Origin of the sequence: Flavobacterium humidisoli (assembly GCF_023272795.1) — a bacterium.
In the GTDB taxonomy this organism is placed as follows: Bacteria; Bacteroidota; Bacteroidia; order Flavobacteriales; family Flavobacteriaceae; genus Flavobacterium; species Flavobacterium humidisoli.
The window spans coordinates 1,794,011-1,808,563 of record NZ_CP096829.1 but is presented as its reverse complement, the minus strand read 5'-3'; the positions used below and the strand labels follow the sequence as shown (position 1 = coordinate 1,808,563).

Genomic DNA, 14,553 nt, shown 5'->3' with positions numbered 1-14,553 from the left:
GTTTTTTATTTAATTTACTAATTCAAAATCAGATTTTAATTTAATATCTGCTGATGAAGTTCCGATCATAACTTCAAAATCTCCTGGTTCAGCAACCCATTCTACTTTATCATTATAAAAAGAAAGCTTTTCCTTATCAATTGTAAATTCGATTGTTTTAGATTCTCCTGCATTTAATTTCACTTTTTGGAAATCTCTTAATTCTAATACTGGTCTTACAACAGATCCAAATTTATCTTTCAAATACAATTGAGCTACTTCTTCTCCTGCTACTTTTCCCGTATTTTTTAATTGGAAAGAAACTTTGATTGTTTCATTGCTTTTTATTTTTGTTGAAGATAATTTCAACCCTGAATAATCAAATGTTGTATAGCTCAAACCATATCCAAAAGGATATTTTGGAGAGTTTTTCAAATCGATATAAGCCGAAACATAATTTGTTGCGTTTTCGTCTTTAGCAGGTCTTCCTGTGCTGAAGTGATTGTAGTAAATTGGAATCTGCCCTACTTCTCTTGGGAAAGTCATTGGCAATTTTCCAGACGGATTGTAATCTCCAAACAATACATTTGCAATAGCATTTCCAGCTTCAGTCCCTAACCACCAAGTGTATAAAATTGCCGGAACATTATCTGCAGTCCAGTTGAAAACCAAAGGTCTTCCAGCATTTATTAAAACTACAACCGGTTTTCCTGTTGCCATAACTGCTTTTACTAAATCTTCTTGAACTCCTGGCAAATGCAAGTCGCTTCTACTTTTGGCTTCACCGCTCATGTCGCGTCTTTCACCAATACTCAAAATTACAACATCGGCTTGTTTGGCAGTTTCAACTGCTTCTGCAAAACCATCTTTGTTTGTTCCTTCTATTTCACAACCTTTTGCATATAATAATTTGGTGTTTTTGCCCACTTTATTTTGCAATCCATCCCATTGCGAAACGATCCATTTATTGTAATCAACTTCTGGAAGTTCTACAGACCAGAATCCCATGTTTTCTTTATATTCTTTTACCATTGGGCCAATAAACGCAATGGTTTTAGCATTTTTTGAAATTGGCAAAGTTTGGTTTTCGTTCTTTAATAAAACGATACTTTTTTCAGCCATTTCTCTAGCTGCTTTTCTGTGTTCTGGATTGTTTAATGCTTTTTCAGCACGTTTTTCGTCTGAGTATCTGTAAGGATCATCAAATAATCCTAATTCGAATTTCTTACGAAGAATACGTTTTACAGCATCATCAATTAAATCAATAGAAACTCTACCTTCTTTTACTAACTCTGCTAAATGCTTACGGTATGCATTACTTTCCATATCCATGTCGCTTCCTGCAGTAATGGCAGAATAAGCAGCTTCTTTAAGATCTTTAGAATAACCGTGAGCCACCATTTCTCCAATTGATCCCCAGTCTGAAACTACGAAACCTTGAAAGTTCCATTTTTCTTTTAAGATATCTCTCTGCAAATGTGCATTTCCAGTTGCTGGAATTCCGTTAATATCATTGAATGAATTCATAAATGTAGCCGCTCCAGCGTCTAAAGCTGCTTTAAATGGCGGTAAATAGGTTTCCCATAACATTCTTTCGCTCATGTCTACAGAGTTGTAATCTCTTCCTCCAACTCCGGCTCCATAAGCCGCAAAGTGTTTTACGCAGGCCATAACAGAATTTAAATCTCCCAGTTTATTTCCTTGAAAACCTTTTACTCTCGCATATGCAATTTTAGAACCAAGGTAAGTATCTTCTCCCGCGCCTTCCATTACGCGTCCCCATCGAGGATCACGACCAATATCTACCATTGGAGCAAATGTCCAATGAATTCCGCTTGCTGCTGCTTCTGTTGCAGCAACTCTTGCGCCTAATTCGATTGCTGCTAAATCCCAACTTGCCGCTTCTGCTAAAGGAAGAGGAAAAGTCATTTTGTAACCGTGAATAACGTCTTGTCCAAACAACAACGGAATTTTAAGTCTTGACTGCATTGCCAATTCCTGATATCCTCTGGTATATTTTGTTCCGATCACATTTAGCATCGAACCAATTAAACCTTGTTTGATTTCATTTTGCTTGTTCGGATTAATTGTAATTGGTCCCGTTGCCTGATTGTCTCCAGTGTATTGATTTAACTGGCCAATTTTTTCTTCAATTGTCATTTTCTTCAATAGATCATTGACTTTCTGATCTATCGACTGCTGCTGTGCCGACGCAAAAAGCGAAAGCATAAACAGCATAATTGTTGTTGTCTTCTTCATATGTTTAAGTTGTTTACCAAACGTAAGTTGCTACAGCACCTGCGTTTAGAGTGGTTGTGGTTTGTTTTTGGTTGTATTTGATATTAAATGTTGCTGCCGAAGCTCCGTCATTTTCTACAATTAAAACGGTTTGTCCTGATGGAGTTTTGAAAGCAACATTGTATAAATCTCCTGCAATATTACTTCCAATTCTTACTGAACCTTCCGGAACAAATTTAGAAGCATGTCCGATAATATAATATCCAACTTCTCTTTTGATATTTTGATTTTGGTCAATCATCAAAGCTCCTTTACAAGTTGAACATCCTCCTGGCGTAAAAGGTTTGTAAAACTCATCATTTGCTAATCCCCATGAAAGTGCATTTTTACTCCAGTTTCTCATTGATCCGATTACTACATTTTTTACACTCCATTTCAAGTCGGTTTCGAAATTAGTTCCGCTCCCTGTATATTGTTCTGTAAAATACAAATCCTTATTTGGAAATTCATTATGAACAGTTGATAAAGCACTAATATCTCCTTCGTACAAGTGAAAAGCTGATCCTGCTACAAACGGATTTGCTTTTGGATCTCTTAAAATCGTCAAAGGATATTCTGGTTTATTACAGTTGTGATCGTAAACAATAATTTTGGTTTTGATTCCTGCTCTCGCGAAAGCGGGCCCCAAATTATTCCCAACAAAATCTGCTTGCTGTTCTGCCAACATTAACAAACTTGGGTTGTTTCCTGGGTGTAAAGGTTCATTTTGAGGCGTAATCGCATCAATTACAATTCCGTGCGATTTCATTGCTTGAATATATTTCACAAAATATTCTGCATAAACTTGATAGTATTTTGGCTGCAAACTACCGCCTTTTGAACTTCCGTTATCTTTCATCCAAACTGGAGGCGACCACGGAGAACCCATTATTTTTATTTTAGGATTTATGGCTAAAATTTCTTTTAAGACCGGAATTACATCGTCTAAATCTGGACCAAGATTGAAATGTTCCAATTTTAAATCGGTTTGGCCTTCTGGCATATCATCATACGAAAAAACTTTTTCATTCAAATCTGATGCACCAATACTTATTCTTAAATAACTCAAACCAATGGCATCTTCTTTTCTAGAAAACAATTCCTGAAGCAAAGCTTCTCTTTTTGATTTGTCTAGTTTTTTAATGGCTTGCGCACTTCCTCCAGTTAATGAAAATCCGAAACCTTCAATAGTTTGGAATTTCTCGGAAGGATTTACTTCAATAGTTTGATTTGAATTTGTTTCTGAAGTGAAAACTAACTCAGGTTGTTTTTTAAGTTTTGAAGTTTCATCTGTTGTGGTAATCCAAGAAGAAACTTTTCCAGTATTTTTTACAGCATTTGTTGAAGATCCACAGTTAAACTGCATTGCAATTAATGGCAGCAAAACTAGGATTTGAAGTTTTTTGTTGATGTTTTTCATTTTTAATCTATTTCTATTAAGACAGGCAAATGATCTGACGGATATTTTAAATCTTTAGAATCACTTAACACTGCGTGTTTTTGAACTTTTAGACCACTATTTTTTGAAATAAAAATGTAGTCTAATAATAATGTTACGGGTTCATTGTGTTTGAAATCGTTGAAAGTTCCTGAAGGACCGAAAGGTTTTTCTATTGAAACATCTTTGGTATCATCCATTACTTTTTTGATTTCTCCAATTTGCGTTGTGTTTGGTTCAGAATTGAAATCACCCATTAAAAAAGCTGGATAATTTTTTGTGTTTAATTCTTTTATTTTAGAAAGAGCAAGTTGCACGCCTTTTACTCTCGCTTCTTCGCCCATGTGATCTAAATGCAAATTGAAAACCCAAAATATTTTTTTAGTTTTTAGATCTTTAAAAAGCCCATATGTACAAACTCTATTGCAAGCAGCATCCCAGCCTCTTGAAACTACATTTGGAGTTTCAGACAACCAGAAAGTATTAGATTGCTCTACTTTAAAACGGTCTTTTTTGTAATAAATCGTACACGCTTCACCTAAACCTCCTTCTTCTCTTCCAACTCCGAATTTGCTATAATTTGGCAAAGCCGATGCAATATCTAACACTTGGTTTGGCGTTGCTTCCTGAACTCCAAAAACGTCTGGGCTGTAAAAACCAATTTGAGATGTAAAATAATCTTTTCGGTTTGGCCACGCATTTTCTCCATCTGAGGCAACATCCAAACGGATATTGTAAGTCATAATTTTTAAATTCTGACCATAAAATGAGTTTACGCTTAAAAGCAGGATTACTGCAAAAACAAGTTTGTTTATCTTTTTCATGTTAAAAAATTTTAATCTTGTAAAGCTAGTGTTTACGAGGCTTTAAAGAAAAAAATCTGTTTAAAAATTATGTTAATTATATACTCTTACATAATCAATTTCGTAGGTTGCTCTTTGAAAGTTTGGATCGACAGCCCCTCCAAAATTTCCTCCCATTGCAAAGTTTATGATCACAAAGAATTTGTCATTAAATGGAGTTGTACTAGAGTTTTTGTAGCTATAAAATAAATTATCATCTACATAAAAATTGATGTTTTCTGCACTCCATTCGGCAGCATAAATATGAAACTCAGTTGTCGAATTTGGAGCTGTTGTGGTTTTGGTATCTGGTGTATTTCCTGAGCGTCCTGGAGAATGCAAGGAAGAATGGATTACATTTGGATTATTCCCAACCGATTCTAAAATATCTATTTCTCCGCATAACGGCCATCCTGCCGTATCTATATTATCTCCAAGCAACCAGAAAGCAGGCCAAGTACCGCCACCAGCTGGTAATTTTGCACGAATCTCTGCTCTTCCGTATTTAAAAGAAAACTTTCCTTTGGTCAGCATTCTTGTAGAAGTGTATTGGCTTCCTTGGTAATTTTCTTTGATTGCCGTAATTTTCAAAAGACCTCCTTCGATTTTTACATTTTCAGAACGATTGGTGTAATATTCCAATTCGTTATTTCCCCAGCCATTTCCTGTTCCTAAATCATAACCCCATTTTGAACTATCTGGCGCTCCATCTGTATTAAACTCGTCAGACCAGATTAATTTTCTGGCTACGAAAATATTAACTGTTGTAGAAGTATTCGTATACTTTATTCCGTTAAATGCTGTAACATCAATCGTATAGGTTTTGGTTCCTGGTTGAGTAAATTCATATGTAAAACTGCTAGTTGTAAACTCTTTTGTTTCATTGTTTACCACTACCTTATATGACTTTGCATTAGGAGCATCAATTTTTAAATTAATTTTTCCGCTTCCGTCTCCATTTGGCATTTCGGCAGTTTTGCCCACTACATCAACTTGTACAGAAATTTTATCGGGAGCTACAACGACAGGAGTATCTGTCGTATCGTTGTTACTGCTGCAAGATTGGAATACAAACAACAGGATTAAAGTAAGAACTCCAGCTCTATTTGCGAGATTAATCATTTTCATCTTTTTATTATTTAAATGGTTTAGTTAATAAATTGAATATCAAGATAAATATTATTTCTTCTACTTTTTATTTTTGTTTATAACAAAGTCAAAATAGTTTAAATTAAAACCTCCTTTTTCAAATACAACTTTTACTTTATTTGAACCCGATTTTAATGCTACCTTAGATAAAACTACAGTCTTCCATTTGTTATCTCCAGCTGTTGCAGGAAGCGTAATTTCATTAGATTTTGCTCCATCAATTTCTAAGTACAATTTCCCTTCAGCTTTTTCGCTAGAATAACGAATGGCAACGTTGTAAGTTCCTTCTTTTGCATCAATCGTATATTGAATCCATTCTCCATCTTCAATAAAAGAAACTTGATAACCGTTTGAATCTTTTTCTTTACATGGTAAAATATCTACTCCATCATTTCTCATACTATTACCGCGATTCCATTGATCGTCTTTTCCGGTAACGCTTCTATAATTTACAAAATCAGTATCAGAATAGGCTTTTCCGTTGGTTCCTAAATCGTAATGCGTTGCGGCAATTTTTCCTGGAACAGCATTCTTTTTGTATGGTTTTGTGTCGTCTGTCTGCACTTGTCTAAACATGGCATCTACAACATCTGGCTTAACGGTTACATTTTCCATTTTGTAATTGTCAGCCATTTTCATCAGAGTCTTTTTTGCAAATTCTGGAGATGGTTTAAGACCGCCGTCTCTCCAATATTTCAATAAAATATCATATTCTGGAATTTTTGTAACTGAAGCTACTCCAGCAATATTGTCTATTTTTTTCATTGGCCAGAATGCCCATCCAACATTATGGCTTTCTACTAAAGTTAAGACATCTTTAAACCAGACATTCGAATTTTCACCACTTTCTCCCATCCAGATTGGCACATTATATTTTTCTCTGTACTCTAGCATCTTTTCGATGGAAGCTTTGTCGTTATAGTTCCAATATTTATGAAAACTTAAAGCCAGATTATCATCCCATAATGGAAAAATTCCGTTGTAGTTATTTCCCCAGCAGTTTCCTTCAATAAAAATTAAATGATTGGTATCGACTTCGCGAATGGCTTTTGTAACTGCGACCATTAAATCTCTTAAAGGTCCGTTTGAATTTTCGTCACAACCATTCTTGTTTGATCCTGTAAAATTCCAGTTGGGTTCGTTGATAATATCATACGCTCCAATCCAAGGATTATCTCGGTAACGAGAAGCCAATTTCTTCCATAAAGCAATCATTTTTTTCTGATTGGCTTCGCTCTGCCAAAGTGCTGGTTTTGTAGTATCAAAATCTGAAATCGCAGCATCGTTCCCTTGTCCTCCTGGAGCTGCGTGCAAATCCAAAATCAGATATATTTTATTCTCTGCACACCATTTCAGTAGATTATCGGTCATGGTAAAACCTTCTTCTATCCAAGTGATCTCTCCATTTTTTTCCTGTTCGATTGGCGGTGTGTAGAGATTGTAATGCATTGGAAGACGAATCGAATTGAATCCCCATTTTGCCAAAGAATCGATATCTCGTTTTGTAATCCCGTTTGCTTTATAGGCCGCGTAGAATTCTTTTGTTTCCTCTGCGCCAATCACCTCTTCTATTTTTTGTTTTATCTGATATTGCGGACTAGCAAATGGCTGTGTCTTTAACATGTAACCTTCTTGCACCATCCAACCGCCAAGGCCTAAACCTCTTAAAAGAACATTTTTACCATTTCCGTCTACTATTTTTTGTCCGTCTCTATGCAAAAAACCTTGTCCAAAAGAGGTTATCGAAACAAAAAGCAGCGATGTTAAAAGTATTTTTTTCATATAAAATAGTTTTTCCAATTATTTCCAAGTATAAGTCCCGACAGATCCTCCTTCAAGTGAAGTGGTTACCCATTTTCCATTGAATTTAATATTGAAAGTTTCTGTTGCAGATCCATCATTTTCAACAATCAATACTTTAGAACCTGAAGGTGTGATAAAGGCAACATTCTGCAAGCTTCCTCCAGAATTGCTCTCGATTCTTGTAGATCCCATTGGAACAAATTTTGAAGCATGTGCAATAATGTAATACGCCACATTACGCTGAAAACTATCGCCTGAGGTGATCGTGATAGCTCCTTTACACATTGTACATCCACCATCAGTGTGCGGGCCAAAATTTTGATTGTTGGCAACGTTCCATTCTAAAGCATTTTTACTGTAATTTCTCATTGATCCGATAATTACATTTCTAAGATGCCATTTTAAATCACCATCAAAACTACCTTCAGAAGAAGTCCATTGTTCTGTAAAATATACGTTTTTGGTAGGATAAGAATTGTACACATTGGTTAGCGCACTAATATCTCCTGCGTATAAATGGAAAGCCGATCCGTCTACAAAAGGAAAGGCATCTGCATCTGCCAAAATTGCTTTTGGATAATTTGGATTATCGCAATTGTGATCGTAAGCAATAACTTTTACATTTAGATTTGCGGCTTTAAATGCAGGCCCTAAACTATTTTTAATAAAGCTCCCCTGATCAGCAGCAGACATATACATACTTGGGTTATTCCCATCATGCAAAGGTTCATTTTGAGGAGTTACAGCATCGATTGTAATTCCTTCTGCTTTCATCTGTTGAATGTATTTCACAAAATATTTTGCGTAAACATCATAATATTCTGTTTTCAGTTTTCCGCCTTTAAAACTTGCTACATCTTTCATCCAAATAGGTGCAGACCAAGGTGTTGCTAAGATTAATATTTTAGGGTTAATTGCCAGGATTTCTTTCAGCATGGCAATTAGATTTTTGTCTTTTTCTAAACTGAATTTCTCTAGATTTAAATCTGTTTCTCCAGCTGCAAGATCGTTATAAGTAAATGGTGTTGCATTTAAATCTGAAGCTCCGATACTTATCCTGATATAACTCACTCCAATTGAGTTTTCTCCATTCCCGAATAATTCTTGTAAAAGAGCAGTTCTTTTAGCCGCATTTAATTGGTTTATAACATCTACGCTTCCTCCTGTCAAGGTATATCCAAAACCATCAATGGTCTGATATTTCTGAGCAGCATTCACTTCAATATTAGCATAAGCATTGGCTGTTGTACCAAATCCTAATGTTCCAGATTGTTTTGCCAATAAAACACTTTGATTGCCTTTTGTAAGCCAAAAATCAACATCATTTGTTACTACTACTGGAGGGTTTACAACTGGCGGATCTACTGGTGGATTTTCTACCGGATCGCTTGAAGAAGAGCATTTTACTTGAGCTAATACGGCTGTAATAAAGAAAAATACTTTTATAGTGTTCTTTAAATTAAATTTCATATTTCGTGGTTATTTAGTTAGCTGACAATTAATATACAACTGTCTGTATAGCGTGTGCCGGAATTGTAATTGTTGTTTTTTCTTTTTGATTTTCTAAAGAATAAACAATCTCTTTTTCAGATTGATTCATTACAATAGTTATCAATTTCCCGTCAGAATTTTTAAAAGAAGTACTTAACAACGATTTGTCGTTTACGGTTTCAAGTACTCTTTTTGCATTTGGTCTAATGAATTTTGAGAAATGTCCAATATAATAATACATTGGAGTATAGATTAATTCATCTTTTGTGGTGTCGGCATGGATTGGCGCAAAACAGAAATTACCAACATGGTTAGGCCCTCCGTTCTGGTCTAAAAGGATATTCCAGTCTGTCCAACCTACAGTACCATTATTAAAATCATGAATCATATTGATTCCGTAACGTTCTGCATTTCCCCAAAACTGATATTTTGAAGCATCAAATTTCTCAATGCATCCTTCAGTAAAAAGAAGATTTTTATTTGGAAATGCTTCATGAACTTTTGCTACAGATTCAAATTGAGGCGGTCCTCCGTTCCAAGTTTCATACCAGTGAAATCCAATTCCCCAAGCATATTTAGAAACTTCAGGATCTGAAAAAACAAGATTGGCTCTTTTGGTTAACATATCCCCACGATTATGATCCCAAATAATAACGTTTTTAGAACCTAGCCCTTCTTTTTCTAAAGTTGGACCTAGATGATTTTTAAGAAAATCTCTTTCTGCTTCTGGAGTGTAAATACAAGATTCCCAACTTTGTCTCGCCATTGGCTCGTTCTGAACCGTTAAGCCCCAGATTGGAATTCCTTCTTTTTCGTATTCTTTTATGAATTTGGTGTAATACAATGCCCAAGCTGGAGCAAATTCTGGCAATAAAACGCCGCCGTGCAAAATATCATTATTGTCTTTCATGAAAGCTGGGGGACTCCAAGGACTGACAAATAAGGTTAGTTTCCCGCCGGCTGTTTCAATTGCTTTTTTAATTAATGGAATTCTATATTTGCGATCGTGGTTTATATTAAAAGTCTTTAATTCTTTGTCTCCTTCAGAAATATAAGTATAGCTGTCACTGCTGAAATCACAGCTGTGAATATTTGTTCTTGCCAAAGTGTAACCAATACCTTTGTTTTTATCGTAATAAGCAGTTAGGAATTCCTGCTGTTTTTTGGGCGATAATTTTGCGAAAACTTCTGCGCTTGCATCTGTAATTGCTCCTCCGATTCCGAGGAAGGTCTGGTCTGTTTTTTCAGTATTTACTCGAATAGATACTGTTGATGTTTTTTGTTGTGTAGTATTGTTTTTTGAAATTAAATCATTTGATAAAGTCAATTTCAAATTGGTGTTTTCGGCAGTAGTATAGACCTTTATTTTACTGTTTTTTTGAGCTGTTATTTTTGAGCTAAAACAGCTTAATTGCATTAAGACAAAGGCTGATAAAAATATTTGAGAGGTAACTTTCATGTTGCTTAAATAATCGTTTTAAAATTAAAAGCAAGAGAAGACTAATTAGGATGATTCAAATTAGTCCTCTTCATTACTTTACTACAAAATATTAATAAACAAGTGTTTGTATAGCGTGTGGCGGAATTTTTACTTCTGCCTTTTTATCTCCAATAATTAAATTGTAGGTAAGGTCATTTGCTGATTGGTTCATGACAATAGTTGCCATGGTTCCGTCAGCATTTAAAAAAGAGGTACTCAATAAAGCGCTTTTGCTTACTGCAGTACTTACTCGCACAGCATCTAGGCGTATGAACTTTGAAAAGTGTCCAATGTAATAATAAGATGGTGTGTAGATTAATTCTCCTGTTGTAGTATCGGCGTGGATTGGTGCAAAACAGAAGTTACCAACATGATTAGGCCCTCCATTTTGATCCAAAAGAATATTCCAGTCTGTCCAAGCAACTGTCCCGTTATTAAAGTCATGAATCATATTAATTCCGTAACGTTCTGCATTGCCCCAAAATTGATATTTCGATGCATCAAATTTTTCAATGCATCCTTCTGTAAACATCAATTTTTTATCCGGATAAGCTTCATTTACTTTCCCAACATTATCAAACATCGGCGCACCGCCCGACCAAGTTTCGTACCAGTGAAATCCCATTCCCCAAACATATTTTGATGCTTCAGGATCAGAATAAATTACGTTGGCACGATAATTCATTAAATCGCGGTTATGATCCCAAACAATGATTTTTTTACTGCCAAGATTCTCTTTCTTCAAAGTTGGCCCAAGGTAATTTTTGATAAAGTCTCTTTCAGCTTCAGCTGTGTAAATACAAGATTCCCAAGTCTGCACCGCCATTGGCTCATTTTGTGTAGAAGTTCCCCAAATCGGAATACCTTCTTTTTCATAAGCTTTAATAAATTTTACATAAAAGTTTGCCCAAGTCTGATAGTATTCAGGAAGTAAAGTACCGCCTTTCAATACATTTTTATTGCTTTTCATAAAAGCATTTGGAGACCAAGGTGCAGCGTATGTTGTCAATTTTCCTCCCGCTTTTTGAATGGCTTGTTTGATTAAAGGAATACGATATTGCTTGTCATGATCAATAGAAAAAGTCTTCAGATCTTTATCTCCTTCTTCGATATAAGAATAGCTTCCACTGCTAAAATCAGAACTTTGAATTGTTGTTCTTAGCAAAGAATAGCCAATACCTTTTTGCTGATCGTAGTAAGCATCTAAGAATTCTGCCTGTTTTTCTTTTGAAAGTTTAGCAAATATTTCGGCACTAGCATCTGTAATAGCACCTCCGATTCCCATAAAAGTCTGAAATTTTTTAGCTGGCTGTACAAAAACAGAGGTCTCTGTTTCTAATGGTTGCTTTGCGTTAGAAAAAGTCAAGTTATCTGTGGTGGTTAATCGTAACTTAGAGTTTTCTGCGGTAGTATAAACGGTTATCTTTTTGCCGCTGGTTGTAAACTCTTTTTTTGTTTTTGGCTGTTGTGCAAATGCTGCAACAGAAAACAAAAGGCATAAAATTTTTAAACTATTTTTTTTCATTCGCTTCCAATTATTATGATTTTAAATTGAAGTTTAGAAGAAATCAAAATCGAGTTCTACCATTGACGGATTTAAAAAATAGCCCATACTCATAATGATTATGGGCTATTTACAACCAAACTTAAACTTAAACTTAACTTAACTTTTTATTTTCCTCTGAATTCAACCTTTTTAATCGTAATTGGTTCATTACCTGTTTTATTACTTCCAGATCTAATTACAAGATATATTGTTCCGCTTTCAGAGAATTTAACAACATTGGAAACTGTCCCTGTTACTTTATTTTTCTTACAACCGATTCCAGACAATTTTCCCGAAAATTTCGATGTTCCGCAACCATCCCAAGTACTTATTCCCATTACAACGTTATCATTATATTCTACACCTGGTTTTGGTACTGATGTGCCAGCATATACTTCAAACCAAGTCTCGTCTAAACCACTAGGGCAAGAAATTGTCATATCGATAGTATATTCTCTGTCTTTTACAACTTCGATTGCTTGATAAATACCTTCTTGAGCTCCTCCGCCTGGCAAATGAATTGTAGCACCATTAGTACCGTAAGACCAAAAAGCAGCACCTGAAGGGCTTAATTGTGCACTAGTCCATTTAGCTTGATCTGCAGCTGTAGCAAAATTTCCACCCTGCACTAAGTTTCCTTTTGCAGGATCTGTTTGTGCTACTACAATCTGTTGAGAAGAAGTTCCAGTAGCAGCGCCAGCTCCATAAGCTGTATGCGTAACTGTGTAAGTTCCTGCATCAGGCAAAGAGATCACTTGGTTCATTTTTCCTGGACTTGCGCCGTCACCCGTATCCCAATGAGAAACAATAACTCCTTTAGGCTGTGCCGTTAGAAGATAAGTATTCATTGCGCCCACAACTGGTGTGATAGTAAACGCAGCGTCAACATTTGTAGCTACAAGAGGATTCTCATTAACTTCTTCGCTGCAGCTGTTTAGTGTTCCTAATGCTAAAACTAGCATTAGGTATACACTTTTTCTAAGATATATATTTAGGTTCATTCCTTTTTGTTTTGGTTATTAGTAAATACTATTGGTAATTAGGATTTTGTTTCAATTTAGTACCATTAAGCTCTGTGTACGGAATTGGCAAAATCTCATCTGTTCCAGCATCGAAACCTCTATCAGATAAAGCTGCTGCTGCATCCCCCCATCTTACTAAATCAAAGAATCTATGTCCTTCACCTGCTAATTCCATTCTTCTTTCATGTTTGATAGCATCTAATGTTACAGGAATAGAACCCAGTCCAACTCTAGCTCTAACTGCATCAAGTAAAGCTTGTGCTCTTGGACCAGAACCTAAAGCTTCTGCTTCCATTAAGTAAGTATCTGCAAGTCTGATTACATAAGAGTTTTGTTTGTAGTTCAACTCTGAGTTACCTCCACCAGTACTAACATCTGACTGTCTTGGAAGATATTTGTTCAAGAAATATCCAGTATCTTGGTAAGCTGGAATATAATCTGCTTTACCTGCTGCTTTTAATGCTTTTAAGTCAAGAATTGTAGCATCCTTACGAGGATCACCTTGCATTGCATCATATAATTTTTGAGTTGCAACGTTGAAAGCCCATCCTGCTGGAAGATCTGGTGCATCAGAGCCTTTTGGTCTAGAGTATCCTCTTGGTCCAACCATGATGTTTAAAGAGTTTCCTTCATCTTTACCTTGTCCCCAGAATGTCCAATCAGAGTTACCTGCACTACTGTGAGATACTTCAATTAATGATTCTGCGTTAAATTTGTTTGATGTTACCCATAGGTCACTAAATTTATCCAATAATTTATTACCGTATTGGTTTGCTGCTCCTGGAGTACCATTTACTTCAGCCAAAACTGCTGCTGCTTGAGGTTTTTTACCTTCAAATAAAAATACTTTACCTAAAAGTGCCTGAGCTGCTCCTTTGTTAAACCTTCCTGCTTCAGTATCTGCTACCACAGTATTTGGCAAATCTGCGATAGCTTCAGTTAAATCTTTTTCGATTTGAGCATAAATTACTTCTGGTGCAACTTGTTCAGGATTATAGATCGTTTCTGTAGTTAATGGCTCTAAAACTAAAGCAAGGTTTTTGAACATTCTTACTAAATTAAAATAGTAAAACGCACGTAATGTCTTAGCTTCTGCAGCAAATCTCTTTCTAACTCCATCATTCATATTAGCCGCAGGCAATTTAAATAACAAAAGATTTGCTCTAGAAATACCTTGGTAATGATCGTTCCAGTAACTTGCTGGAATAGTAATTGAAGAAAGTGAGTGTGTAGAGAAATTTTGAATCCCAGTTCCATCTGTTGAACTACCTCCACCAGCATAAAAATCATCAGAACCAGCATTTAGCATTGCTACTAAGTTTTCGAAACCACCTGTGTTTTTTCTCAATGGATCGTAAACCCCTACTAAAGCAGCATAACATTGCTGTTCATTAGAAAAATAAGTACTTGTATCAAATTTCCCTTCAGGATTAGTGGTCACAAAATCTTCAGAGCAAGACCCTAAAACAGCCATTGCCACAGCCACATATATATATTTAAATTTTATCGTTTTCATGATTCTTTAT

10 protein-coding genes are annotated in these 14,553 nt (G+C 35.6%); all 10 read right to left on the bottom strand.

Annotated elements, in window-relative coordinates; all coding sequences use genetic code 11:
• Positions 1-9 precede the first annotated feature (9 nt).
• A complete protein-coding gene (bglX, locus tag M0M44_RS08085; protein ID WP_248729304.1) occupies positions 10-2,238 on the bottom strand; it encodes a beta-glucosidase BglX in 2,229 nt (742 codons plus the stop codon).
• Between the two features lie 13 nt (positions 2,239-2,251).
• Positions 2,252-3,676, bottom strand: a complete 1,425-nt coding sequence (locus tag M0M44_RS08080; protein ID WP_248729303.1) for a glycoside hydrolase family 30 protein — start codon at positions 3,674-3,676, stop codon at positions 2,252-2,254.
• Between the two features lie 2 nt (positions 3,677-3,678).
• On the bottom strand, positions 3,679-4,518 hold the full coding sequence (locus M0M44_RS08075; RefSeq protein ID WP_248729302.1) for an endonuclease/exonuclease/phosphatase family protein: 840 nt from the start codon (positions 4,516-4,518) through the stop codon (positions 3,679-3,681).
• Between the two features lie 72 nt (positions 4,519-4,590).
• A complete protein-coding gene (locus M0M44_RS08070) occupies positions 4,591-5,658 on the bottom strand; it encodes a glycoside hydrolase family 16 protein (protein WP_248729301.1) in 1,068 nt (355 codons plus the stop codon).
• Positions 5,659-5,724: 66 nt separating this feature from the next.
• On the bottom strand, positions 5,725-7,467 hold the full coding sequence (locus tag M0M44_RS08065; RefSeq protein WP_248729300.1) for a cellulase family glycosylhydrolase: 1,743 nt from the start codon (positions 7,465-7,467) through the stop codon (positions 5,725-5,727).
• 18 nt (positions 7,468-7,485) lie between these two features.
• Positions 7,486-8,958 carry a glycoside hydrolase family 30 protein gene (locus M0M44_RS08060; RefSeq protein ID WP_248729299.1) on the bottom strand — a complete coding sequence of 491 codons (1,473 nt, stop codon included), beginning with the start codon at positions 8,956-8,958 and terminating at the stop codon, positions 7,486-7,488.
• 28 nt (positions 8,959-8,986) lie between these two features.
• Positions 8,987-10,438: a glycoside hydrolase family 30 protein gene (locus tag M0M44_RS08055; RefSeq protein ID WP_248729298.1), complete on the bottom strand. Its 1,452-nt coding sequence runs from the start codon at positions 10,436-10,438 to the stop codon at positions 8,987-8,989.
• Between the two features lie 91 nt (positions 10,439-10,529).
• Positions 10,530-11,984 carry a glycoside hydrolase family 30 protein gene (locus M0M44_RS08050; RefSeq protein ID WP_248729297.1) on the bottom strand — a complete coding sequence of 485 codons (1,455 nt, stop codon included), beginning with the start codon at positions 11,982-11,984 and terminating at the stop codon, positions 10,530-10,532.
• A 146-nt stretch (positions 11,985-12,130) separates the two neighbouring features.
• Positions 12,131-13,006: a hypothetical protein gene (locus tag M0M44_RS08045; protein ID WP_248729296.1), complete on the bottom strand. Its 876-nt coding sequence runs from the start codon at positions 13,004-13,006 to the stop codon at positions 12,131-12,133.
• Positions 13,007-13,034: 28 nt separating this feature from the next.
• Positions 13,035-14,543, bottom strand: a complete 1,509-nt coding sequence (locus M0M44_RS08040; RefSeq protein ID WP_248729295.1) for a RagB/SusD family nutrient uptake outer membrane protein — start codon at positions 14,541-14,543, stop codon at positions 13,035-13,037.
• Positions 14,544-14,553: the final 10 nt, after the last annotated feature.